The sequence below is a fragment of the Methylobacterium sp. WL1 genome, from assembly GCF_008000895.1.
Lineage (GTDB): Bacteria > Pseudomonadota > Alphaproteobacteria > Rhizobiales > Beijerinckiaceae > Methylobacterium.
Genome location: NZ_CP042823.1, coordinates 3770229 through 3794914 on the forward strand (window position 1 = coordinate 3770229; position 24686 = coordinate 3794914).

At 67.8% G+C, this 24686-nt stretch carries 22 protein-coding genes and 1 riboswitch; of the genes, 18 read left to right on the forward strand and 4 right to left on the reverse strand.

Annotated elements, in window-relative coordinates:
* The first annotated feature begins 66 nt into the window (after nt 1-66).
* From FVA80_RS18290 to FVA80_RS18310, 5 genes are all read left to right on the forward strand, one after another.
* Nucleotides 67-1881 carry an IucA/IucC family protein gene (locus FVA80_RS18290; protein ID WP_147907168.1) on the forward strand — a complete coding sequence of 605 codons (1815 nt, stop codon included), beginning with the start codon at nt 67-69 and terminating at the stop codon, nt 1879-1881.
* The gene (locus tag FVA80_RS18295; RefSeq protein WP_147907167.1) at nt 1878-2963 is read left to right on the forward strand and encodes a GNAT family N-acetyltransferase; all 1086 of its coding nucleotides are present in this window, start codon (nt 1878-1880) and stop codon (nt 2961-2963) included. The genes FVA80_RS18290 and FVA80_RS18295 overlap by 4 nt, the downstream gene beginning before the upstream one ends.
* A complete protein-coding gene (locus FVA80_RS18300; RefSeq protein ID WP_187193401.1) occupies nt 2960-4816 on the forward strand; it encodes an IucA/IucC family siderophore biosynthesis protein in 1857 nt (618 codons plus the stop codon). Before FVA80_RS18295 ends, FVA80_RS18300 begins: the two co-directional genes overlap by 4 nt.
* Nucleotides 4813-6123, forward strand: a complete 1311-nt coding sequence (locus FVA80_RS18305; protein WP_147907166.1) for a SidA/IucD/PvdA family monooxygenase — start codon at nt 4813-4815, stop codon at nt 6121-6123. The genes FVA80_RS18300 and FVA80_RS18305 overlap by 4 nt, the downstream gene beginning before the upstream one ends.
* Before the next feature lie 200 nt (nt 6124-6323).
* On the forward strand, nt 6324-6611 hold the full coding sequence (locus FVA80_RS18310; RefSeq protein ID WP_092043425.1) for an MTH1187 family thiamine-binding protein: 288 nt from the start codon (nt 6324-6326) through the stop codon (nt 6609-6611).
* A gap of 121 nt (nt 6612-6732) precedes the next feature.
* On the opposite strand, the gene FVA80_RS18315 is transcribed toward FVA80_RS18310, so the two are convergent.
* Entirely contained in the window at nt 6733-6906 is a 174-nt protein-coding gene (locus FVA80_RS18315; RefSeq protein WP_147907165.1) for a metallothionein, read from the reverse strand.
* Nucleotides 6907-7062: 156 nt separating this feature from the next.
* Here FVA80_RS18315 and FVA80_RS18320 point away from each other — a divergent pair, with 156 nt between their 5' ends.
* Both FVA80_RS18320 and FVA80_RS18325 read left to right on the forward strand, forming a co-directional pair.
* The gene (locus tag FVA80_RS18320; protein ID WP_147907164.1) at nt 7063-9381 is read left to right on the forward strand and encodes an FdhF/YdeP family oxidoreductase; all 2319 of its coding nucleotides are present in this window, start codon (nt 7063-7065) and stop codon (nt 9379-9381) included.
* 48 nt (nt 9382-9429) lie between these two features.
* Nucleotides 9430-10776, forward strand: a complete 1347-nt coding sequence (locus FVA80_RS18325; protein WP_147907163.1) for a pentapeptide repeat-containing protein — start codon at nt 9430-9432, stop codon at nt 10774-10776.
* A 5-nt stretch (nt 10777-10781) separates the two neighbouring features.
* On the opposite strand, the gene FVA80_RS18330 is transcribed toward FVA80_RS18325, so the two are convergent.
* On the reverse strand, nt 10782-11252 hold the full coding sequence (locus tag FVA80_RS18330; protein ID WP_147907162.1) for a MarR family transcriptional regulator: 471 nt from the start codon (nt 11250-11252) through the stop codon (nt 10782-10784).
* A 114-nt stretch (nt 11253-11366) separates the two neighbouring features.
* The gene (selA, locus tag FVA80_RS18335) at nt 11367-12824 is read right to left on the reverse strand and encodes an L-seryl-tRNA(Sec) selenium transferase (RefSeq protein ID WP_147907161.1); all 1458 of its coding nucleotides are present in this window, start codon (nt 12822-12824) and stop codon (nt 11367-11369) included.
* A 224-nt stretch (nt 12825-13048) separates the two neighbouring features.
* Here selA and FVA80_RS18340 point away from each other — a divergent pair, with 224 nt between their 5' ends.
* From FVA80_RS18340 to FVA80_RS18365, 6 genes are all read left to right on the forward strand, one after another.
* A complete protein-coding gene (locus FVA80_RS18340; RefSeq protein ID WP_147907160.1) occupies nt 13049-14062 on the forward strand; it encodes an SDR family oxidoreductase in 1014 nt (337 codons plus the stop codon).
* Nucleotides 14063-15007 carry an alpha/beta hydrolase gene (locus FVA80_RS18345; RefSeq protein WP_147907159.1) on the forward strand — a complete coding sequence of 315 codons (945 nt, stop codon included), beginning with the start codon at nt 14063-14065 and terminating at the stop codon, nt 15005-15007.
* Nucleotides 15008-15220: 213 nt separating this feature from the next.
* Nucleotides 15221-16534, forward strand: coding sequence for a site-specific integrase (locus FVA80_RS18350; RefSeq protein ID WP_147907158.1), 1314 nt, complete (start codon nt 15221-15223; stop codon nt 16532-16534).
* A 260-nt stretch (nt 16535-16794) separates the two neighbouring features.
* A complete protein-coding gene (locus FVA80_RS31340) occupies nt 16795-16926 on the forward strand; it encodes a hypothetical protein (protein WP_246692431.1) in 132 nt (43 codons plus the stop codon).
* On the forward strand, nt 16926-17831 hold the full coding sequence (locus tag FVA80_RS18360; protein ID WP_147907156.1) for a hypothetical protein: 906 nt from the start codon (nt 16926-16928) through the stop codon (nt 17829-17831). The genes FVA80_RS31340 and FVA80_RS18360 overlap by 1 nt, the downstream gene beginning before the upstream one ends.
* Before the next feature lie 214 nt (nt 17832-18045).
* Nucleotides 18046-18402 carry a hypothetical protein gene (locus FVA80_RS18365; protein WP_147907155.1) on the forward strand — a complete coding sequence of 119 codons (357 nt, stop codon included), beginning with the start codon at nt 18046-18048 and terminating at the stop codon, nt 18400-18402.
* Between the two features lie 73 nt (nt 18403-18475).
* Here the strand turns inward: FVA80_RS18365 and FVA80_RS18370 are convergent, their stop codons facing one another.
* Nucleotides 18476-18709: a hypothetical protein gene (locus FVA80_RS18370; RefSeq protein ID WP_147907154.1), complete on the reverse strand. Its 234-nt coding sequence runs from the start codon at nt 18707-18709 to the stop codon at nt 18476-18478.
* A gap of 724 nt (nt 18710-19433) precedes the next feature.
* Here FVA80_RS18370 and FVA80_RS18375 point away from each other — a divergent pair.
* From FVA80_RS18375 to FVA80_RS18390, 5 genes are all read left to right on the forward strand, one after another.
* Nucleotides 19434-20402 carry a hypothetical protein gene (locus tag FVA80_RS18375; protein WP_147907153.1) on the forward strand — a complete coding sequence of 323 codons (969 nt, stop codon included), beginning with the start codon at nt 19434-19436 and terminating at the stop codon, nt 20400-20402.
* Nucleotides 20403-20610: 208 nt separating this feature from the next.
* Complete coding sequence (locus tag FVA80_RS30600) at nt 20611-20781, forward strand: hypothetical protein (RefSeq protein ID WP_187193403.1); 171 nt, start codon at nt 20611-20613, stop codon at nt 20779-20781.
* Complete coding sequence (locus tag FVA80_RS18380; RefSeq protein WP_147907152.1) at nt 20778-21023, forward strand: hypothetical protein; 246 nt, start codon at nt 20778-20780, stop codon at nt 21021-21023. The genes FVA80_RS30600 and FVA80_RS18380 overlap by 4 nt, the downstream gene beginning before the upstream one ends.
* A gap of 162 nt (nt 21024-21185) precedes the next feature.
* Nucleotides 21186-21560: a hypothetical protein gene (locus tag FVA80_RS18385; RefSeq protein WP_147907151.1), complete on the forward strand. Its 375-nt coding sequence runs from the start codon at nt 21186-21188 to the stop codon at nt 21558-21560.
* 602 nt (nt 21561-22162) lie between these two features.
* Nucleotides 22163-22372: riboswitch (cobalamin riboswitch) on the forward strand.
* 110 nt (nt 22373-22482) lie between these two features.
* On the forward strand, nt 22483-24684 hold the full coding sequence (locus tag FVA80_RS18390) for a TonB-dependent siderophore receptor (protein WP_147907150.1): 2202 nt from the start codon (nt 22483-22485) through the stop codon (nt 24682-24684).
* Nucleotides 24685-24686 lie beyond the last annotated feature (2 nt).

The following is a 24686-nucleotide window of genomic DNA, read 5'->3' on the forward strand; positions in this document are numbered from 1 at the left end:
TTGATTGCCCATTGCATCTCGTTTTGCTTTTGCATATTGCCAATTTTGCGAGATGAAGAGGGTCGTATGGTCGAAGCCGACATCTCATGTGCCGACGTTGCTTCTCAGGTATCGGCGCGCAGCTTCCTGAACTGCCTGATGCGGGAATGGGCCGGCTGGACTCTGGCGATCGCCGAGCCGCGCGAGGACGATCCGACGCGTCGCACGGTGCGCATTCCGCTGCCGAGCCGGGCTTCAGTGATCGAGATCGCGGTCACCCATGTCTCGTCCGTCGGCCAGCACATGTTCAGGCTGCCGTTTCGCGAGCTGCGCACGGGCGAGCCGCCCCGCATCATGGCCTTCGCAGCGTTCGCGGCAGCGGTCGCGAACGAACCGGCCATCGTCGGAACGGCCACCCCGCAGGCCGCGCCGACCTTCCTGCGACGCCTTTTTCAGAGCCTCGCCACCATCGAGGACATCCTCGTCCGCGCCCCGGCACCGGGCATCTTCCTGAGCCGCGACCCGAGCTTCCGCGAAGCCGAGCGCGCGCTCCGGTTCGGCCATTCCGTGCACCCGACCCCGCGCAGCCGGGACGAGTTCACGATGGCCGATTCCCGCGCCTTCGCGCCGGAATACGGTCGGGGCTTTCCCTTGCGCTGGTGGTCGGCCGCGCCGGAGGCGGTCGTCCAGGGTTCCTCGCGGGCTATGAGCGCGGCGGACCTCTGCGCGGGCCTCGCCGCGGAGGATCCCGGCTTCGATCCGACGATCCTTGCCGCGTGCAAGGGCCGCGTGCTCCTGCCGGTCCATCCCTGGCAGGCCGCCCGGCTCGCGCTCGATCCCGAGATCGACGTCCTGTTCCGCGCAGGCCGCCTGCGCGACCACGGCCATGCCGGCGGGCCCTGGTACGCAACCACATCGCTGCGCAGCCTCTACGCACCCGGTGCGCGCTTCATGCTCAAGCATTCGCTGAGCCTCAGGCTCACCAACTCGCTGCGCCTCATCAAGAGCGTCGAGTGCGCGCGCGGCCTCGTCGTAGATGGGGTGCTGAACGGCCCGGTCGGCGCCGAGATCGCCGCGCGCTGGCCGTGCTTCCACGTCCTTGGCGAGCCGGCCTATCTCGCGCTGCGTGGCGCCGATGGAGGCGTGCTGCCGCAGACGCTCGTGGCGCTGCGCGATAACCCGTTCCGCGGGGCGGACGAGCGGCCGGCCGCAGTGCTGGCCGCTCTCTGCGAGATCTATCCCGACGGGCGGGGCAGCGGGCTAGCCGACACGATCCTGCGCATCGCCGGCCGCGAGAGCGCAGAGGGAGCCGGCGCGGTCGAGACCGTCGCCCTACGCTGGTTCGAGCGCTTCCTCGCCGTCACGGTTGGGCCGATCCTCGAGATCCAGTGCGCGCTCGGCCTGCTGTTCGGCGCGCACCAGCAGAACCTGGTCCTCGAACTCGCGGATGGCTGGCCGGTCAGAACCTACTTCCGCGACTGCCAAGGTACGGGTTTCGTGCGTGAATTCCTTCCGGCCCTCCGCGAGGCCGCCCCTGGGCTCGACCTTGAGGCCGGGCACCTCCTGACCTCCGCGGAGGCTGCGCGGATCATGGCCTACTACCTCGTGGTCAACAGCGTCTTCGCCGTCATCGGAGCCATCGGCATTGCCGGACTAGCGCCGGAGGACGCCCTCACCGGGGCCATGCGCCGCTTCATCGAAGCGCTCGCCGGGAAGGACCTCCGGGACAAGACCTGCCTGCGCCTGCTGCTCGATGCCCCGGCCCTGGGCAGCAAGGGCAACTTCCAGATCTGCTTCCGCAACCTCAATGAGAACACCGACGTGACCGACCCTCTGGCGAGCTACGTGGACCTTCCGAACCCGCTCGCGGCTCCGTCCGCCCGGGCAGGCGCCAAGCCATGACGGTGCGTGCCCGCATCGAAGCCGTAACCGGGACGGCGCTGAACGGCTGGACCGGGACGAGCCGCCACTGGGCCGCCACCGGCGACGATCTCGTGATCGAAAGCCTGCCGTCCGATGCCGGCACGGCCCGGCTGCTCGTATCGCGCGGCGACAACCGGATCGCGGAGGCTGAACTGCGCGACCATGCGGACGAAGCTTTCCTGGCGCTCAACGGCTCGGTCGGCCGTCATCCCGCCGACGCTGCGGTGGTGGCGGCCCTGGTCGAGGCCGCGTTCCAGCGGTGCCCGGAGGCCGGGCGGCTGCGCGTTCCCGGCCTCGGCAACGCGGCGTCCCTGCGCGCCCTGGCAGCGAAGACTGAGGGTGATCCGGCCGCGCCCGACGCGGTCGTGGAGCGAGCGTCCTTCTACCAGCTCCCCCTACTCTGGCTGACGGCCGGAACGCGGGCGGCCTACCCGCTGATCCGCTCTCAGATCGGGCCGCAGGATCGGCTACCACCGTTGCGACCGCCGCAGCCGAATGGCTCGTTCTACCGGCGCTGGCTGCCGCATCTCGGCACGACCCTGTCGTTTCGCGCCATCGACCGGCGGCACGATCTCGGCCTGTTCCATGGCTGGATGAACCAGAAGCGCGTCGCCTATTACTGGGAGCTCGCGCAGAGCGAGGCGGAGCTGGACCGCTACCTCGCCGATCAAGAGAACGACCCGCACCTGTTCGGGGTGATCGGCAGCTTCGACGACGTGCCGGTCGGCTATTTCGAGTTCTATTGGGCCAAGGAGGATCGGCTCGGGCCCTATTACGACGCCGAGGATTTCGACCGCGGCTGGCACGGGCTGATCGGCAATGTCGCGCACCTGGGAAGGCCGAAAACCCTCGCCTGGTTCAGGGCCATCACGCACTACCTCTTCCTCGACGAGCCCCGTACCGGGCGGATCATGGGCGAGCCGCGGGCCACGCATCGCAAGATGCTGAGCTATTGCGGGGATGCGGCCTACGAGACGCTGAAGGAGTTCGACTTCCCCCACAAGCGCGCGGCCCTGGTCTGCTGTGAGCGCAAGCGCTTCTTCCGCGAGGTTCCCTTGTGAGCGCCGGACCGCTGCCGGGTGGCGCGGCCGTGACGGCTTCGCTCTGGCTCGACCTCAATCGTGCGCTGATCGCCAAGACGATCTCCGAACTCGCGTTCGAGGAAGCCTTCACGCCCGAGCCGACCGACCGGGTTGGAACGCAGTGGCTGCTGCGCCTCGACGGCGGGATCGCCTACCGCTTCGCAGCCGAGCGCCGGATCTGGGGCAACCTCGCGATCGATCCGGCCAGCCTGTTCCGCATCGCGGGCACCCGGGTGACCCCGGCCGACGACGCGGCCGGGTTCCTGGTGGATGCGAGCCGGACGCTGGAGATCGAGCCCGCCACCCTCTGCGCCTATGCGGCGGAAGTGCTGAGCACCCTCACGGCCGATGCCCGCATCGCGGCGATCGGCCGGGACATGACCGGGCCGGATCTCCTCGCTCTGAGCGACCGGGTCCTGCAGGCCTATCTCGACGGCCACCCGAAGGCCCCCGCCAGCAAGGGGCGGATCGGCTGGGGTCTGGCCGACTACGAGGCCTACGCGCCGGAATTCCAACCCGAGATCCAGTTGTTCTGGGTCGCGGCGGACCGGACCGCCTGCCGCCTCAGCCTGGAGCCCGGCCTCGCCGAGGCGGACCTCCTGGCCGACGCCCTCGACGGGCCGGAACGGGCGCGCCTGGCGCAGGCCTGCGCCGCACGCGGGGCCGATCCCGCGACCCATCTGCTCGTGCCGGTCCATCCCTGGCAGTGGGACAACAAGATCGCCCTGCATTTCGCAGGCGAGATCGCGGCTGGGCGCCTCGTTCCCCTGGGGACCTTCGGCCGCGGCTACCGGCCCCAGCAATCGCTGCGGACGCTCGCCTGCGCGGATGCAGACGGCCGCCTGGACGTGAAACTGGCGCTCACGATCCTCAACACCTCCGCCTGGCGGGGCGTGCCGGGCAAGTACATGGATATCGGGCCGGCCTTCTCGGGCTGGCTGGCGGACAAGGCCGCGCGCGATCCGGCGCTCGCCGGCACCGTGATCCTGCGGGAACGCGCAGGCGCCTTCTATCCGCACCCCGTCTACGAGCGGATCGCGGATGCGCCCTACCAGTACCGTGAGATGCTGGGCGTGATCTGGCGGGAGGGCATTGCCGGCCGCCTCGGACCCGGCCGATCCGCCCTCATGATGGGCGCGCTGCTGAAGGCGGATGCCGCGGGCCGCCCGCTCGTGTCCAGCCTGATCGCCCGCTCCGGTCTCGCCCCGGAGGCGTGGCTGGAGCGGCTGTTCGATCACGTGGCCGTCCCGCTCTACCACTTCCTCTGCCGCTACGGCGTCGGCTTCATCGCCCACGGCCAGAACGTGACGCTGATCCTGGAGGGCGGCGTGCCCTGTGGCGTCGCCCTGAAGGACTTCCAGGGCGACACCGATCTCGTGGACCAGGACTTTCCCGAGGCCGCAGACCTGCCGGAAGGCGTGCGCGAGACCCTTCTGCGGCGGCCGGCCGCGCACCTGCTGCAGCACCTGCAGACCGGCCATTTCGCCAGTCTGCTGCGCTTCGTCTCGGATGCGCTTCTGCGCAGCGACGGCCTTCCCGAGGCCGCCTTCTACGGGGCGCTCGCGCGGGTTTTGCGCCGCTACCACGCACGTCACCCCGACCTCGCCGACCGGTTCCGCCAGTTCGAGCTGTTCGCGCCGACCGTACCGCGGATCTGCATCAACCGCGTCCGGCTCAGCCTCGGCTACGGCGATTCCAATCTGCGACCGGTGCCGCGGCTCGGCAGTCCGCTGATCAACCCGCTCCATCGCGCGGAGGCCTCCATCCCCCGGGAGGCCGGTACCGGGCACGACGACAGGGCAGGCATACAGGCAGGAGCCCGCGCATCATGAGCGACCACCCCCTCGACCTCGCCGGCATCGGAATCGGCCCGTTCAATCTGAGCCTCGCGGCGCAGCTCGACGCGGTCGGCGACCTCGACGCGCAATTCTTCGACCGCGCGCCGGCCTTCGACTGGCACCCGGGCATGATGCTTCCGGACGTCGCGCTGCAGACCTCCTTCCTCAAAGACCTCGTCACGGCGGTGAACCCGACGAGTCCCTGGAGCTTCCTGGCCTACCTCGTGGCCCAGAAACGCTTCTACGAGTTCCTCAACGCCGAGTTCGAGGCGGTGCCGCGTCGGGAATTCGCGCAGTACCTCGCCTGGGTCGCGGCCCGGCTGCCGAGCCTGCGCTTCGGTACCGCGATCCGTGAGGTCCGCTTCGAAGGGCGCGCCTTCCGGCTCGACGGCGGCCGGGGGACCGTGAAGGCGCGCAACCTGGCCCTCGGCGTCGGGCTTCAGCCGAGCCTTCCCGGCTTCGCGGAGAAGCTCGACCCGTGCGACCACGTCCATAGCTCTCAGGTCGCCTTCGCCCTCGATCGGTTCGCAGGCCGGCGGGTGGCGGTGATCGGCGGCGGGCAGAGCGGCGCCGAGATCGTGCTGAACCTGTTGAACCGGGGATCGGACGCGCCGGCCGCCGTTACCTGGATCAGCCGCCGCCCGAATTTCCAGCCGATCGACGCAACCCCGTTCACGAACGAGCTGTTCACGCCCGGCTACGTCGAGAGCTTCCACACCCTGCCGGATGCCCGCCGCCGCTCCACGGTGGCACGCCAGAAGCTCGCCGGCGACGGCATCTCGGGCGCGACCCTGCAGGCGATCTATCGGCGCCTCTACAACCTGCGGCACCTCGCCGAGGCCCCCCTCGCCACGAGCCTGCTGCCGCACCGCACCGTGCTCGATGTCGACCGGGTCGGCGGCTACCGTCTCATCATGCGCAACGGCTTCGACGGAGGCATCGAGGTTGCGCATGCCGATTTCGTCATCCTGGCCACCGGCTACCGATACGCGCTGCCAGCCTGCCTCGATCCGCTGCGGGACCGCCTCGTCCTCGACGCGGACGGCCGGCCCGAGATCGGTTCCGACTTCGCCGCGACCTGGGACGGTCCGGCGGGCCACCGGCTCTTCGTCCTCAACGGCGGCCTCGTGAGCCACGGCATCGCGGAGCCGCAGCTCAGCCTCATGGCCTGGCGCAGCGGTGTCATCGTCAACGCCTTGGCAGGACGCACGATCTTCGAGACCAACCCGCCGTCGCCGCCCCTGGCTTGGTCGACGTCACACCCCAAGCAGATGTCTCACGAACGCGACGGCCGCCCTTAGAGCTGCTCCCGATCGCGGTGCAATCGGGGACGGCTCTCAGTCCTTCATGCAACGCGCTCGCTTACGCCGCCCCGGGATACGGCGTGGCGGCCTGGCCGCATCGTCCGCCCGGTCGGGCGCCGTCTTCGTGATATCGTACGCGCCCGCCACCCGGCCGCGTCCCGCGATCCGGAGAGCCCCGACCTTTGGAAAGCATCGCCATGAAGGTATCCGCCGACCTGTGCATCGTGCCGATGGGCGTCGGTCCGTCGGTCTCGCCTTACGTGCGTGAGATCAAGGCGATCATCGAGGCGAGCGGCCTGACCGCCACGATGCACCCCAACGGCACCAATATCGAAGCCGAGCTATCGGAGGTCTGCGCGCTGGCGGAACGCTGCGAGGCCAGGCTCGCCGAACTCGGCGTCGAGCGGACCTTCTTCACGCTGATCTTCTCGACCCGCCGGGACAAGGAGCAGTCCATGGCCGACAAGCTCGCGGCCGTCTCCTGACGGGGTGGATCTCTGTCCGCCGGAGCGGATACCGGTTCGGCGGACAGCGGGCGCATCGGATTAGGGACCGCGCCCCGAAGCGTTGCGCGGCGGTGGTCCCGTCCGCGCGGAGGCGAGCGGCTCAGCCGTGGCAGGCGCAGCCGGCATGCTCGCAGCCGGCGTGATCCTTGTGGCCGTCGGCGCACTCGTCACAGCAATAGGCCTTGCCGTCCCGCGACACCGCCTTGGTCAATTGGACCACGCACACGCAGTCCTGACAGGCGCATTTCACCATCTCAACGTCGACGCTGGCCATCAAATTCTCCTGGGACGAGTCTTTCGCCGGCCCAGGGTAGCGCCGCGGGACCCGGGACGGAAGCCGATCGACGCCGCGGTGACGCGCCCGTGATCCGACCCGCATCCTCGCGCGTTCCCCTCGGTCCGGACGCTGTCGTGCCGGGAGGAGGACGGCATGACCGACCAGAACACCGGCGACGTACGGATCGAACCCTACGACGGCCCGGCAGGCGGCTGGGGCTCCGCCCGCTCCCTCGTGGAGATCCTGACCCGCGAGGGCGTACCGGTCACCGGCTCGGCGATGCTGCTCAAGCACAACAAGCCGGACGGCTACATGTGCACGTCCTGTGCCTGGGCGAAGCCGGCCAAGCCCCTGGCCTTCGAGTATTGCGAGAACGGCGCCAAGGCGACGGCCTGGGAACAGACCCGCCGCCGGGCGACCCCGGACTTCTTCGCCGACCACACCGTCACCGAGTTGTCCGGCTGGAGCGACTATGCCCTGGAGGAGCAGGGCCGCCTCACCCATCCGATGCGCTACGATCCCGAGACCGACCGGTACCGGCCCGTCCCGTGGACGGAGGCCTTCGCGGAGATCGGACGGGAGCTGAAGGCGCTGCGCGACGAGGATCCGAAATCGGCGGTGTTCTACGCCTCCGGGCGGGCCTCGCTCGAAACGAGCTACATGTGGGCGCTGTTCGCCCGGCTCTACGGCAACAACAACCTGCCCGACTCGTCCAACATGTGCCACGAGCCGACCTCGGTGGCGCTACCGCAATCGATCGGCGCGCCAGTCGGCACGGTGCTGCTGGAGGATTTCGAGTCCACCGACCTGATCTTCTTCTTCGGCCAGAATGTCGGCTCGAACGCGCCCCGGATGCTCCACCCGCTCCAGGAAGCCCGGCGTCGGGGCGCGCAGATCATCACCTTCAACCCGCTGCGCGAGCGCGGGCTCGAGCGCTTCACCAACCCGCAATCGCCGGTGGAGATGCTGACGCGCTCGGCGACCAAGATCTCGACGCAGTATCACCAGGTGAAGGCCGGGGGCGACCTCGCGGCGCTGACCGGCCTGTGCAAGTCCCTGCTCGCGATGGACCGGGAGGCCACCGCATCGGGCCGACCCGCCATTCTCGACCACGCCTTCATCGCCGAGCACACCCACGGCTTCGCGGAGTTCGTGGCGTTCTGCGATCGGGAGGATTGGGCCGCGATCGAGCGTCGCTCCGGTCTCACGCGCCCAGCCCTCGAAGCCGCGGCCGGGGCCTACGCCCGCGCCAAGGCGGTGATCGGCATCTACGGGATGGGGCTGACCCAGCACCGCAAGGGCACCGAGACGGTGCGGATGCTGGTGAACCTGCTGCTCCTGCGCGGCAATATCGGCAAGCCCGGGGCCGGGATCTGCCCGGTGCGCGGCCACTCGAACGTGCAGGGCCAGCGCACGGTCGGCATTACCGAGAAGCCGGAGCTGGCGCCGCTCGACAGGCTCAAAGAGCTGTACGACTTCGAGCCCCCGCGGGAGAAGGGCCTGAACACCGTCGAGACCTGCGAGGGCATCCTGGACGGCAGCGTCCGAGCCTTCGTCAGCCTCGGCGGCAACTTCCTGCGGGCGATCCCCGATACCGGGCGGATGGAGCCTGCTTGGCGCCGACAGCGCCTCACCGTTCAGATCTCGACCAAGCTGAACCGCTCGCACCTGGTGAACGGGGACGTGGCCTACATCCTCCCGTGCCTCGGCCGCATCGAGATCGACCAGCAGGCGACCGGCCCACAGGCGGTCTCGATGGAGGATTCGACCGCGCGCTTCCACGGCTCCCGGGGCGTGTCTGACCCGGTCGGCCCGGAGGTGCGCTCCGAGCCCTGGATCGTCGCCGAGATCGCCAAGGCGACGGTGCCGCCGAACCCGCGGATCGACTGGGATGCGTGGGTCGCCGATTACGGCCGGGTGCGCGACGCCATCGAGGCGACCTACCCCAAGGTGTTCCACGACTTGAACGGGCAGATGTTCCGGCCCGGCGGGATCACCAAGCCGCTGGGCGCCCGCGACCGGAAGTGGGAGACCGAGACCGGCAAGGCGAATTTCGTCGTCCCCGCGGGGCTGGAGGCCGATCCCGACCTGCCGAAGCATGGGCCCGACGTGCTCGACCTGATCACGTTGCGCTCGAACGACCAGTTCAACACCACGGTCTACGGGTACGACGACCGCTTCCGCGGCGTGAAGGGCACCCGCGACATCCTGTTCATGAACCGGGCCGACATCGCCCGGCTTGGGCTGAAGGATGGCGGCTCCGTCGATGTCGAAGCGGTGGCCGGCGACCAGGTCGAGCGCCGCGTCGGCGGCCTGCGGGTGATCGCCTACGATATCCCCCAGGGGAATTGCGGCGGCTATTATCCAGAACTGAACGTGCTGTTGCCCCTATGGCATTACGACGAGCAGTCCAAGACGCCGGCCGCCAAGGCCATCACGGTGCGGGTCAGCGCTGCGATGCCGACGACCTGAGCCCGCGGGGATCTGGCGCGCCGCCGTTCTCTCCGGCAAAGAGCCGGGATGGATCAGGTCACGCCCCGAAACGTGGAGCCGCGCCTGCGCGGTCTCCTGGACCTGATCGCCTCCGGCACGCCCGTGCGCGAGCCGGGCCTCGATCTCGCGCATGTCGACGCGGGCGCGCGGGCGCTGACCGAACTGGATGCGGCAAGGGCCGACCCTGAATCCGGCGGCCTGTCCTTGGCGGGGTCGGATTTGTCCCGCGCCCGGATGGAGGAGGCCGACCTGTCCGGCGCGAACCTGCGCCGGGCGAGCCTCACCGGGGCGGTCGGGCGGTCGACCCGCTTCGTCGGGGCGATCCTGGAGGAGGCCGACCTGTCCGAGGCCGACCTCTCGGGCGCGGATTTCGCCGGCATCGTGGCGGGCCAGGTCAAGCTGTCCGCCGCCATGCTGGAGGATGCCCGCTTCGGACAGGCGGCGATGCGCTTCGCGGACCTGTCGGGGGCACTCCTCGACGGGGCCAACTTCACGGATGCCGACCTCTGGGGCGCCGACTTTTCCGGCGCCGACGCGGACGACACGGTGTTCCGCAACGCGCGGCTCGACGAGGCCAAGCTCGCCGACGCCAACCTCACCCACGCGGATTTCGAGGGCGCCAGCCTGGCCAAGGCGACGCTGGCGGGATCGCGCCTGCGCGGCGCCAAGTTCACCGGGGCGAAGCTGGACGGCGCAGACCTATCCGGCGCCGACCTTTCGGACACCGATCTCGTCCGGCTCAACCTCGCCACCTGCCGGCTGCGGCACGCACGCTTCGCGGGCGCTTGGCTCAACGGCACCCGGATGAGCGTCGAGCAGCTCGGCGGTGCCGTCGGCGAGGAGGTGGCGGGCGCCTACGAGCTGGCGCAGGCGAGCTACCTCGCCCTGGAGCAGAACTGGAAGAGCATCGGCAGCCACGATGCGGCCAGCTGGGCCTACAAGCGCGGTCGCCGCATGGGCCGTGTCCATGCCGGGCAACAGGCACGCGCCGCCTGGGCCGAGCGGGACGGGGCTGGCATCCTGCGCCACGGCTACCGCTGGACCGCCGACCGCTTCGTCGAGTGGCTGTGCGATTACGGCGAGAGCCTGTCGCGCATCGCCCGGGCCTTCGCGCTCCTGATCGTCGTATTTGCGGGCCTCTATGGCCTGACCGGCGGCCTGATCGTGCTGGAGGGTCCCGAGGCGGGACCGACCTACAACCCAATCGATCTGATGAGCTACAGCGCGCTCAACATGATGACGGCCAACCCACCGGAGATCGGCCTGAAGCCGACCGGACGGGTGACCAACCTGCTCGTCGGCCTCGAAGGCGCGGCCGGGATCATCCTGATGGGTCTCTACGGCTTCGTGCTGGGCAACCGCCTCCGCCGGTGAGCGCGTCAGTCGTTGACGCTCAGACGCTCGATCAGGGCGCCGAGATCCCTGCGCAAGGCGCGGATCTCGGGCTCGCTGAGGTCCAGCTGACACATCACGCTCTCGCGCACCGTGACCGCCTCCGAACGGAGCGCAGCGCCCCGGGGCGTCAGGGCGATCTCGACCTCGCGCTCGTCGGATTGGCGCCGCGTCCGGGCCAGGAAGCCCGCGCTCTCCAGGCGTTTCAGAACCGGCGTCAGCGTGCCGGAATCGAGCCGCAGCCGCCGGCCGATCTCCGAGACCGTCACGCCGTCCTGCTCCCACAGAACCAGCAGCACGAGATATTGCGGATAGGTCAGGCCGAGCCGCTCCAGAAGCGGCCGGTAAGACTTCGTCATCCGGTGCGCGGCCGCGTAGAGCGCGTAGCAAAGCTGGTTATCGAGCAGGAGCGGATCTGTTGCCTGCTCCGCCTCGATCGTGTCCACAGAATACGACATGTTGCTCGCCCATCGCGGTCCGGGTGCCGCTTGTCTCGCACCGCGACCGCGGGTTGGCCCTTCTAGCATAACACGCTCAGCGTGCGTGCAAGCTCCCGCTCCACGCCCGGTTTCTCAACAACTCCGGACGCCCGACGCTCCGTCACCTGACGATGACATGTTCGATAGGCTGTTCAGCAGCCCGGCCTCGTCCTCGAGGGTCCGCAGGTCGAGCACGACGGCATCGCCGCTGATGCGGCCGATCACCGGCACCGGCAAGGCGCGCAGGCGCTCGGCGAGGCGCTTGCAGCGCCCTCCGGCGCCGCGGCGCCCGCCCGCACCATCCGGCACCAGCACCAGGGCGGCGCTGGGCAAGGTCTCCACCGGCAGCGCTCCGGACCCGATCTGGCTGATGCACGCATCGACCGAGACCGTGGCCCAGCCGGACAGCCGCTCGGCAACCGCCGGCGCGAGGGCCCGGGCCTGCGCGTCGATCGCCGCGCGCGGTCGGGTGAGCAGCCGCAGGGTCGGCAGTTCCTCGGCCAGCCGCTCGGGATGCAGGTAGAGCCGCAGGACCGCCTCCAGGGCCGCGTAGGTCATCTTGTCCACCCGCAGCGCCCGCTTCAGCGGGTTCTTGCGCACCCGGGCGATCAGGTCCTTCCGTCCGGCCACGATCCCGCATTGGACGGCGCCGAGCAGCTTGTCGCCGCTGAAGGTCACGACGTCGGCGCGCGCCAACGCGGCCCGGACGGTGGGCTCGGGGGGCAGGCCGTAGGCCGCGAGGTCGACGAGGCTGCCGCTGCCGAGATCCTCCGCCAGCGGCACGCCCTGTTCCCGGCAGAGGGCGTGGAGCGCGACCGGATCCGCCTCGGCGGTGAAGCCGGTGATCGCGTAGTTGCTCGGATGCACCTTCATGACCAAGCCGGTGCGCGGGCCCAGGGCTTCGGCGAAGTCGCTCAGATGGGTCCGGTTGGTGGTGCCGACCTCGCGCAGGCGGCACCCGGCACGGACCATCACGTCGGGCACCCGGAACGAGCCGCCGATCTCCACCAACTCGCCACGCGAGACCACCACCTCCTTGCGCATCGCCAAGGCGTTCAGCACCAGCAGGACCGCGGCGGCGTTGTTGTTGACGACCACAGCGGCCTCGGCCCCGGTCAAGCGGCAGATCAGATCCTCGACGTGGTCGTCGCGCTCGCCCCGGACCCCGGTGGCGAGATCGAATTCGAGGTTGCTCGCCTGTACCATCACGGCGGCCACGGCCTCGGCGGCGGAGCGCGGCAGGAGCGCCCGGCCGAGATTGGTGTGCAGAACCGTGCCGGTGAGGTTGAAGACCGGCCGCAGGGAAGCGCGCCGCTCGGCCGCAAGATTTCGCGCGACCGCCTCACGGATCGCCGCCTCGTCCGGCACGGCGCCTCCCTCCGCGCGGATCCCGGCGAGGACGACCCGCACGCCCGCCGTGACGGCCGTGCGCCCGTAGGCGGCGAGCAGCTCCTCCGAGGCGCCGCCGACCAGACGTTCCACCGAGGGGATCCGGCGCGGAGTCGGCTGCGCGTCGTCGGGGGTCGGGCAGGCTGTCGCTGAGGATGTCATGGTCCGGAGAGAGATAAGGATGCCCGCGCCGAGGACTACCCCGGAGCGCCGCACGCGATCCCTGCAGGATCGGCACCAAATCGACCGGGCGACGGCGAGGCCTGCGACGCGATCACCTCCGGCCAAGCCGGAACCGTACGCACCGCCGGGCGACTAACCTCATGCGCGTGACCGCGCCGGCGCTACATGGCCGGTCGCGCGGATCGCAGATGTGGGGAAGAGCGATGAAGCACAAGCCGCTCAGCGAGCAGGTCGTGGTGATCACCGGCGCATCGTCCGGCATCGGCCTCGCGACCGCCCGGATGGCGGCCGAGCGCGGTGCCCGGGTCGTGCTGGCCGCCCGCAGCGGCGAGGCCTTGGCCCGGATCCAGGCGGAGATCGAGGGCGTCGGCGGCAAGGCGCTCCACGTCGTCGCCGATGTCGGCAACCGGGCCGAAGTCCAGGCGATCGCCGATCAGGCGATCGCGACGTTCGGCGGCTTCGACACCTGGGTGAACGTCGCGGGCGGGTCGATCTACGGCCGCCTTCGCGAGATCAGCGACGAAGACCATCAACGCCTGATCCAGACCAATCTCTGGGGCACCGTCTACGGGTCCCTGGTCGCCGTGGAGCACCTGAACAAGCAGGGCGGCGCACTGATCAACGTCGGCAGCATCGCGTCCGATCTCGCCTTCCCGTTCCAGGGCATGTACGCGGCCTCCAAGCATGCCGTGAAGGGCTTCACCGACGCCCTGCGCATGGAGCTCATGGTCGAGGACGCGCCGATCTCGGTGACGCTGATCAAGCCGGCCTCGATCGACACCCCCCTGCCCCAGCGCGCGCGCAACTACATGGACCGGGAGCCGAGCCTGCCGCCGCCGATCTACCCGCCCGAGGAGGTCGCGAACGCGATCCTGCATGCGGCCGTGCACCCGCAGCGCGACATCTTCGTCGGCGGTGCCGGCAAGGCGTTCGTGGCCGGCAAGGAATTCGCCCCGGGCGCCTACGATTACATGGCCCCGACGATCGTCGCGATGCAGAAGCGCGGCATCCCGCCCCGTGACCCGTCCGGCGCCCTGCACGCGCCGGTCTCGGCCGGCCTCACGCGCGGCGACCCACCGGTCTACGTGATGCGCACGAGTGCCTACACGCGGGCGAGCCTGCACCCGCTGGCCACGGCGGCCGGTCTGCTCGGGGTCGGCACGGTAGCGGCGCTGGCCCTGCTCGGATCGGCCCCCGGCCGCAGGAAGCACCTGTAATTGGCTCCGGCTGCGGTCCCCCTCCCCGGCCCGGCCCTACCGTCGCCGGACGAGCGGGCTGATCCCCGGATCGTTCCACGCCGGTTCGTGCGCCTCCCGGACGACCGAACCATCGCGTATGCCGAAATCGGCAGCGGCCCCGACCTCGTGGTGATCCACGGCACGCTGATGTGCCTGGAAGACCAGTGGCTCGGCCCGGTGCCGGCACTCGCCCAGCATTTCCGCGTGGTCGCCGTCGACCGCCCCGGCCATGGGTTCAGCCTGCGCCCGCGCGGATCCGGCGCCGACATCTGGGATCAGGCCAGGCAGATCCGGGACGCGATGCAGCGGCTGGGCCTGAAGCGGCCGGTGATCCTGGGCCACTCGTTCGGTGGCGCAATCGCCCTCGCCTACGGGATGCTCTACCCGGACGAGATCGCCGGCATCGTCTCCCTGGCCCCAATCTGCTTCCCGGAGGTGCGCCTCGAACAGATTCTGTTCGGACCGCGGGCGCTGCCGTTCGGCGGGGATTTCGTCACCCGGGCCCTGAGCGCCTCGAGCGATCCGGCCCTGCTGCCGCTGCTGTGGCACGCGATGTTCCTGCCCCAGGCGATGCCACAGCGGTTCCGCACCGACTTTCCGTTCGCGCTGGCCAGTCGGGCCGCGCAGATCACCGCCGAGGGCGAGGATGCCGGCTGGCTCTGGCCGGCCCTGACACGCAGTGTGATGCGCTACCCGAGCCTGCGGGTTCCCACCCGCATCCTCTGCGGCGGCGCCGACATCGTGGTGGCCCCATACCTGCACGGGGCCACCGCCGCCCGGATGATCCCGGGGGCGACCTTCGAGTTGCTGCCCGGTCTGGGTCATATGTTCCCGCACATCGACGCTGCCGCGGTCGTCCGAGCGGCTCGGTCGATCGGGGGTGGGGGCCTCAGCCGGGGCCGCGATCACTCAGGAGCCCGGTGACGCTGGTGGGCGGTGAGGGACTCGAACCCCCGACCCTCTCCGTGTAAAAGTGAATTGCTCAATCGTACCGTGTTTCCTGGAGCTTGCATAAGCCGCTGGTTCCCTTCCCTTTCAGCTAATTCCAGTCCTACGGTGTTGCTCTGAATTTCCGCCAGTTGGTGCGCACGGTGCCGTCACCGTGCCGTCGCGGAAGCTCAAAATCGAGGGCACGACGTGGCGAAGATCCGGATCAGCAAACGCACCGTCGACGCCCTGGAGCCCGGGGAGAAAGCGTATGTCGTCTATGACGCGGAGCTGACCGGCTTCGGTATCCGCGTTGCGCCGGCCTCGACGAAATCACCGGAAGGCCTGAAGACCTTCATCGTCGAATATCGGCCTGGCGCCGGAGGTCGCACTGTCCGGAGCGTCCGGCTCGCGATCGGTCGCTACGGCGTCGTCACCCCGGACGATGCTCGGCGGATCGCGCGGGACAAGCTTGCTCAGGCCCGCACCGGTGAGGATCCGGCAGCACAGCGGCGCCAGGACCGCGGTACGCCCACGGTGGCAACGGTGGCCGAGAAATGGATGGCAGAGCAGGTCGCCGAGAAGTTCTCCGGCAAAACGAAGGTGCTCTATCGCTCCTATCTGGTTCGGCACGTCCTACCAGCGATCGGCACCAAAAAGCTGACGCTCGTCACCCCCGGCGATATCGACGCGATTCACGTGAGCCTCGGTGCGGCAGGCAAGCAGCCGACCGCGAATCGCCTCGTATCGATGCTATCGGCCGTTTTCAATTTCGCACTGCGCCGCCGGCTCACCCCTGCAGGCTTCACCAACCCGGTGTTCGGACTTGAGCGCTACCGGGAGGAAAAGCGCGAACGCTTCCTGACCACGGCGGAGCTTCAACGCCTTGGCGACGTCCTGCGCCAGGCGGAAACCACGGGCCTCGCCTGGCATCCGAGTCCCACCGGGAAGACGAAGCACGCGCCGAAGCCCGAGAACCGGCACGAGGTCTACAGCCCGCACGTGACCGGTGCGATTCGGTTGCTGTTGTTCACCGGCTGTCGCTTACGGGAGATCCTGCACCTACGCTGGAGCGAAATCGATTTCGAGCGCGGGTTCCTGTTCTTGCCAAAGTCAAAGACTGGCGCGAAAACGGTGGTGCTGAACGCGCCCGCCCTGGACGTGCTGGCCGCGCTTCCCCACGCAGGCACCTTCGTCATCGCCAGCGGAGATCCGGAGAAGCCTCGGGCCGACCTACAACGGCCCTGGGCTCGGATCACTGCCGCGGCTGGTCTCGACGGTCTCAGGATTCACGACCTGCGACACAGCTTCGCCAGCGTTGGCGCCGGTGGTGGCATGGGCTTACCGATCGTCGGGAAGTTGCTCGGGCACACGAACACCAGCACCACCGCGCGCTACGCGCATCTCCATGCGGATCCGCTGCGCCAAGCATCCGAGCGCATCGGCAGGACCATCGCGGCAGCTCTCGACAGCAGGCCGCCCGCCGAGATTATTTCGATCACGGACGCGCGGAAATCGGCTTGACGGTTACCTGATTTCGCGTAGTTTTCTGGAGCCAGCCCGAGTGTGATGCTCCGGTAATGGTTAATCGCTTTCGGGGCCCGATCTTGGGCCGCCTAGCCGATCCTTTGGATTGCTAGGCCGATTGCGGTTCAGCTCTCCACGATCAGCTAGGCGCTCGTTGCGGCTAATTCGAACGTGTGGAGAGATGAGTGATTGAACATCTTTTAACGACAAACGAGGCCGCCAAGCGGCTCAGTGTCACGTCCAGTTACCTTGAGAAAATGCGGGTGGTCGGTGGCGGCCCCGAGTTCGTAAAGCTCGGGCGGTCCGTCCGCTATCAGCCAGTTGCGCTCGCAGCGTGGGTAGAGTCCTCAAGGCGTCGCTCAACCTCCGATCGGGGAAACGCGGCGTAATGGACGCTCAGCTTTATGAGGCTGGCCCCCTAAAACGGCGCCGCCGCACTGCCGCCGCTGTAGAGCAGCTTGAGCAACAGATCCTCGACGTCCTCGCCGACGATCACCCGCAGTCCGTACGGCATGTATTCTACCGCATGACCGACCCACGCTTGCTGGAGCCCGTTGAGAAATCGGAGGATGGGTACAAGCAGGTGCAGAAGCGCATGGTAAAAATGCGCCGGGCCGGTTTGATACCTTACGCCTGGATTACTGACGCCACGCGCCGTGGATATTTCGTCGACACGTTTAGCGGGTCCGGTGATTTTCTGCGGCGTGTCGCCGGTCTGTACCGTTCCGATCTATGGCAGCAGGCCGACGCCTATTGCGAGGTTTGGACCGAAAGTCGTTCGATCGCCGGAACCATTCAGGACGACTGCGAGGAATTGGCCGTCAGCCTCTATCCTTGCGGCGGCTTTTCTTCAATCACTCTAGCTTACGAAGCGGCTGAGATGATCAATGGCCGTCGGGATGGGAAACCGGTCATCATCTTTTATGTCGGTGATTTCGACCCCGCCGGCGTGCTGATCGATGTGGCACTGGAGCGCGAGCTTCGGAGTCACCTTCTTCCGGATGTGGTGATGACCTTCAAACGGATCGGCATCACCCTCGACCAGATCGAGACATACGACCTACCAGGCAAGCCACGGAAGGCCGGCGATCGACGCGCTCCGCATATCCTCGAAACCGTAGAAGCTGAGGCGCTGCCGGCCGGCATTCTCCGCCGGCTGCTTCGTGCAGAGGTTGAAGCGCTATTGCCCGCGAACGCTCTGCGCGTCGCTCGCGTGGCTGAAGAATCCGAACGCTCGTATCTCGTGGATCTAGCTGCTGCTGTGCAGCGATCAAAGACCGGCCGGTCGGAATAAAACGGCCGAGGAAGCGCCGGCTAGTGCCCCTCGGCCTCACCAACAACGCCCTTCGGAGACGATCAATGGCTTACCTACTTCATACGCTACGCCGCCTGTTCAGCAACCCCGAGCCGTGGCAGGCCTGCGGGCCCGTCACGTCCGCGATCCGCTTGCTTCACGCCAATCACGGTGACCGCTGATGTCGGCCTCTGGCACTATCGACTCGCGTCCCATGTCCCGGACCGCCGCCGCGAAGGCCGTTCGGGCGGCACTGGTGTGGGACAGCGGCACACCCGCGGAGGAACGTCGTCTCGGCGCTTCTGAAGCCCGATGGCTTTTGCGGTCACAGATCAACGATCGGGCGCAGCTGGCGGAGATCGTTGAGGGGCTGAGGGCCGGACCGTATTTCTTCCTAGCCGCCTTGCAGCGATCCGCGCCATTCATTGGCGGGCCCGCCGCGCGTGTCTCCCTCAACCTGTTCGAGGCGCACCTATTCGGCGCTGCCAGCGGTGGGCTGGATGGTCCCTACGCCGTCGCCTTCATGGCCGAGTTCGCCACGGCCGCGCCGTTTCTGACCGTGCTGCATTGATCGGCCGGGGCTCGCCGCCATGTCCGATCGACAGCCGAAGCGTAAGCGCGCCAATTCCCAGGATATCACGGACCTATTCCGGATCCTCAAAAACATGTGCCGCGACGAGGACGTCAGCGACGCACACTTCCGTCTCGCGTTCCGGATCTCCCAGGGCAGGAACGATGACACGGGCTGGGCTGAGGCCTCGCACGACCTTCTCATTGATGAGGTGCCGCGGACGCAGAAGGGCAAGATCCGCGGCTTCCGCGACGTCATGCGCGACGACTTGGGATGGGTTCGCATCCTGCCGGGCCAGCGTGGCCAAGGGACGATGTATCAATTCCGAGACGAGCGGTGCGCGGCGTTGGAGGCCGAGAGCGAGCGCAAACGCGAAGCACGACACGCCAAATCCGCGCTCTATAGGATCGAGCGAATTACGGCCCTGAAAGCCGCCAGTTTAGGGATAAATCCTAACTCCTCATTCTCATCTGGCTCGACGGATTTGAGGGGTAAAATTCTACCCCCTAACGGTCCGCGTATAGGGGTAGATCCGTTGCCTGTTGAGGGGCAAATATCTACCCCCGTACTACCTCACAGTACTACCTCAACAGAGGGCTACCGGAAGCAGGATGAGACTCAGGACGCACATGCGCCCCCGACCGTGAGCGCTCGTGCCATCTCTCGCCTTCGCCCGCCGCCACCGCCGATTGAGGATGGCGACGATCTGATTGAGGTCGCTCCGGCTCAACCCGGCCCGGCAATTCGGCAGGTCATTCCTCCGCCTCCCGAGGATGACGACCGGGGCGACTACGCCAGCCCCTCAAGTACGGCGAACGATCCTGGCACGGACTACAAACGGGCTCGAGACGGCGGATAGCATGCCCCGTACATGACCAGAACAGCCCCGTGGCGGCGTTGGCGGGCTCGGCAGTAGCGGATCCCCAGCGACCAAGCTCTCCGCGGCCGTTTTGGACCCTTCTGAGAAACAATCCGCAAGCGCGCCTCGCGGGCGGGTAATTCGCCTGATCAACTCGAACGGATATCCCTGAATGACCGCCGGCTTGGACACCTTCGCGAAGGTCCGCGCGCTTCACGACCGTACGGATAACCCGGGCGAGAAGGCATCGGCCGCCGCGCGGATGAAAGCCATCGCCAAGAAGGCCGGCCTGACCGTCGAGCAAGCGCTGTCCAAGTTGGACACTCCAAAGCCGGTGACGGACGCTCAGTCGATGGTCGACGCCTTCGCCGAATTCATGAACCGACCTGAAGCGGTGACCGAACGGAACGAGCGCGAAGCCCGTCGGCGTGTCGAGGCATCTGACATCCTGGCACGGTACGGATCCGAGGACGCGGTATTCACGGATACGCCGTTGGAGGCCGCTCTTCGCGCAGCATTCGAGTCGCTCCTGGGGCAGGGAGACAGATCGGAAATCGGGTCCAGCCTCGACGGTTGGGGCACCCACGCCTCGCGCGCTACAATGCCCCTCAGCGTGCGGCATGCGGCTTCGCAAGCTTGGCCCATGCCCGAGACCGTCGCGTCGGCCTGGGCTGAGTATGAGGCAGCCGACCGCCTCACCCATGAGCGCTACGTCGTCGACGACTATTTCAACCCGTACCTTTTCACCGAGGCCCGCCAGCAGCTCGTTGCGGAGATCCTGAATACACTGCCGGCCCGGTCCCTCAACGACATGCGAGCCCGCGGGGCATGGCTCGGCCATTGGGCAGATGGAGAGTTAGAGCAGAGCCGGGACGATCAACGCGCCGTCGTGGCCGCTCTCCGCGCCGACATCGAGCGCATGGGCCAGCGCCTCCGGGAGCAGGACGCAACCACCTTCGGTAATTCAGAGCCCAAACCTGCAAGCCCTGTCCAAACTGGACAGCCGGCCCGTCCAACTCGTGCTGATCGGCATGCAGCTATCCGGACGCTTGTCGCCGAAGGCCACGGCGACCGTGAGATAGCCCGTCGCCTCGGGATCTCCCCAACGACAGTCGGGACCGTCCGGCGAGGGATGGTGTAGCGGGGCCGTCGCGATCGACCCGGCAGAGGATCAGCCTGGCCTATCCTCCGACAATCAGAGGGGGAATTACACAGCGCATAATCTGGTCGCCCCGGGATTACCAAAGCAAAGTCCCGACGCCGCGCGAGTCCATAACGGGAACACGTGACGAACTGTTGACAGTTACATGGTAGAATGCTGCACGTGTAGCGTAGTGGGAGGCCGCGTCATGGCCCTGGACCTGTTCGTCTCCGGCGTCCTGATCGGGAGAGTTGTCCGCTGTTGGTCAGGCTGCTTCGCCTACAGCCCAAGCGGCGCTCCCCTGGGCGAGTACGCCGACCTCGATGCGGCCGCCGCGGCGGCCGCAACTCGCGTCGCCCTGGAGCCCGTCGCGGCATGACCAGGAACGACACCAACACCGAGCTGCTGATCCGCCTCATCCAGCGCGTGCCAATGCTGGCAATCGATGTGAAGGCTGCCGAGGCTGAAGGCGACCTCCCTGCCACCGCCTACCAGAGAGCCGTCACAGAGTGTCAGCGAGAGGCAACAGCGCCCGTCGCAAAGATCCGGGAGGTAGCCCACCCCGAGACCGTCGTGTCGCTCCTGACGCCTACGCGCGGGCCGCTGCAGCCGCCGACATGATGCGGACCACGCTGGAGCCCGTGTCAGCTTGATCGCCCGCTCTGATTACCAAGGGAGGGGGGAGGCAAAAGTCCGGGCCGCGAGGGCTTCTGACCGCACTGGGTCGCATTCGCAGATTTAATTTCCTCAAGGCCGATTTCGCAATTCAAGTTGGAGGCAAAAATGGCCGGTCAGCACGGCGGAAGACGCCCTGGCGCAGGGCGGAAATCGGGGCCTGTAATTGGTCCAGATTCGATCATTGCTCTGGTCGACGTGCTCAGCCGGCTGCCTTGCGGAGAAGCGGGCCGGCGAAGGCGGTGTGCGACGGCGCTTGCGGCATACGGGGCCAGCAATGAGGAGATCGCCGCGGCCCTGGCGATCGAGTCCGCCGACTTGGCGGAACTCGTCGGCGCTGACATCGATATTGGCCGCATCGTCCTGCGAGCGAATATCCGGCACGAAATTATGCGCGCCGGGCTCGGCCAGGGCCGGACCTTTTCCGTGGCAGCGGCCAAAACGGCGTTGCGCTGGCTCGCACCGCCGGAAGCAAGGCGCTGACGATGCGCCCGTTCGACGTGCTGCGGATGACGAAGGGCGACTGCAAGCTAGCACTCCGGCAAGCCGCGCAACGCCAGCTTGTCGCCTTCGCTCTTCTGGAGGCGAACCCGCGCCTCCCCGACCGTGATACCGCCGCGGCGGGGATCCCCGCAGCATGCTTTGGCAGACTACCCTGCGCCGGCTTGTCGAGTTCGCCCGCCGCGAGCGTGCCGACCTGATTGGTAAAGCCGTCCTCCTCGCCCAAGCCTCACCATCGTAGGGTCTACCGCGACCATACTCGGCGTTTCGGAAGGTCTGCTTGGCGGAGGTTTAATCGCCTCCGGATGACCGAAGGTGGCCGAAAGCTGCCGGTCCGCTTCGGAGACGTTCCGCCGGATAAGCGGCCCTCCACCGACCCAAACTCACCGTACACATCCGCTGGCCCACTTCTTTCTAAGCGGACGTTCATCGTCGGATTGAGCAGGTGGCAACACCCTTTCGGAACAGCTGGATCGTGCCGCTGCCGTTGTGTCGTAATAGACACATCCACAGGCACAAACAGCTCACCTACGTCGCGCCCCCAAGCGTGGGTTTCTACTCCGTTGACTTGTCGTCTCAAAAAGTGCCGGTGGAGCTGTCAAGGTTCTCACGGTCCCGTGATCGTGAGCTAAGAGGGAATTCGGTGAAGCCTGCAAGGGCGAGACCGGAGCTGCCCCCGCAACTGTGAGCGGTGAGCCGCTGCCGAACATGACCACTGGCATCTAGTGCTGGGAAGGTCAGGCAGAGGTGACGACCCGTGAGCCAGGAGACCTGCCTTGGCGGTTGTTTTGGTCTCGCGGGCGGGGTGTCCGGTGGGTCGCCGTTCGACGCGGGTCCATCAGACCTTCATCGCGCACGCGCGCTCCATCGACATGCGGCCCCGGCAAGCGGTGGGGCTCGCCCGATGGTCTTCGTTCTCCAGTTTCCTCGTCGGCGACATCGCCGCCTCTCGCGCCTCCTTCGTGGGAGTACGATCCTCGCGGCAGGCCTTCTGACATCCGAGGTGCAAGCCAAGGACGCGGCGGTCGCCCTGGACACGCTCTCGGTCGAGGCGAACGCGGGCGGACCCGCCCGCCCGGACGTCCTCGGTCGCTCCGTCGATGCGATCAGCCTGATCGGACCAACACCGGGCTTCCGCTCCGACCGTGCGGTATCGAGCACCAAGACCAATACGCGCCAGCTCGACGTCCCGCAGGTGGTCACGGTCGTGCCGCGCGAGCTCATCACCGACATCAACGCCACCCGCGTCGACCGCGCCTTCGACTACGTGCCGGGGCTGACCCAAACGAACAACTTCGGTGGCCTCGGCACATTCGCGTACGCCATCCGCGGCGTGACCACGGCCGAGGTCTACCGCAACGGCCTCGCGGCGAACCGCGGCGGCCCGCCCCCGCTCATCGACACCCAGAACATCGAGCGGATCGAGGTACTCAAGGGGGCGGGCGGCGCCCTGTTCGGTCGCAGCGACCCCGGTGGCCTCGTCAACATCATCACCAAGCAGCCCACCGCCACCCGCTTCGTCGAGATGGGCGGGCTCTGGGGCTCGTTCGAGCAGTTCCGCGGCACCGTCGATGCCGGCGGTGCCCTGAACGACGAGAAGACGCTGCTCTACCGCTTCAACCTCGCGGGCGGGAGCCAGAACAGCTACCGCGATTTCGTCGGCGACGATCGGCTATTCATCGCGCCCGTCCTCAGTTGGCAGGTCACGCCGGACACCAAGCTGACGGTCGAGGCCTCGGTCACCCGCAACAACGTCATCGTCGACCGCGGCGTGGTCGCGGTGAACAAGCAGCTCGGGTTCGTGCCGATCTCCCGCTTCCTCGGCGAGCCCGGACAGGCCACCCGCCAGACCGATGAGGTTCTGCAGGTTCGGCTCGACCACCGCTTCGACGCGGACTGGCAGATGCGGCTCGCGGCGCAGTTCAACACCGGCACCCTCAATGGCGAGAGCGCTGAGGGTCGCGGCCTCCAGGCCAACAACCGTACCGTCATCCGCGACCGCAATTTTCGCGACTACAGCTACGACTCGGCCATCAGCCAAGCCGAGATCGTCGGCCGGTTCAGGACCGGCGACGTCGGCCATACCCTGCTCCTCGGCTTCGACCGCGAGGACTTCGACAATCGGCAGCTCTACCTGCGATCGAACTTCAACACGTTCCCCTACGCGTTAGACATCTACAGCCCTCGCTACGGTCAGCCCCTTCCGCCGCTCACGCGCGCCTCCAACACCCTGGAAAGCGTGACGGACACCGGCTTCTACGCCCAGGACCTGGTCGATCTCGCCCCGCAATGGAAGGCGCTCGCCGGCGTGCGCTTCGACCTGTTCGAGCGATCCTTCAAGCAGCGCGTCGGGAACACGAGCGGCGAGCAGACCCGGGCCGCCGCCTCGCCGCGGGCGGGCCTCGTCTATCAGCCCCTTCCCGAGCTCGCCCTCTACGCCAACGTCAGCACCAGCTTCCGTCCCAACATCGGCACCGACGCGAGCCTCGGGGCCCAGTCGCGGCCGTTCGAGCCGGAGACGGGCCTCGGCTACGAGGCCGGGGTCAAGGTCGAGCTCTACGGCGGCGCCTTGCTGCTGACCGGCGCGGCCTTCCGCATCGACCGCCAGAACGTCCTCACCGCCGATCCCAACAACAGCGGCTTCCAGATCGCGGCCGGGGGCGTGCGCAGTCAGGGCTTCGAGTTCTCCGCTGCGGGCCAGCTCACGCCGGAGCTTCGCATCATCGGCGGATACGCCTTCACGGACGCGTTCATCACCAAGGACAATGTGCTCCCGCTCGGCGCCCCGCTGCTCAACATCCCCGAGCACAGCGGCACCATGCTGGCGGTCTACGAGGTCCAGGCCGGCCCCCTTCGCGGGCTCGGCATCGGCGGCGGCGTACGCGCGGCTGGGGAGCGGGCTGGCGACGCATCCAACTCCGGCTTTAAGCTGCCGACCTACGTCGCCGCCGACGCGCTCGCCTACTACAAGTTCGAGAACTTCCGCTTCGGCATCAACGTGGAGAACGTTTTTGACACCGCCTACTACGTCGGCTCCGTCAGCCAGTTCCGCGTCGATACTGGTTCGCCCCGTCGGATCACGGGTTCACTGCTGGCACGGTTCTGACG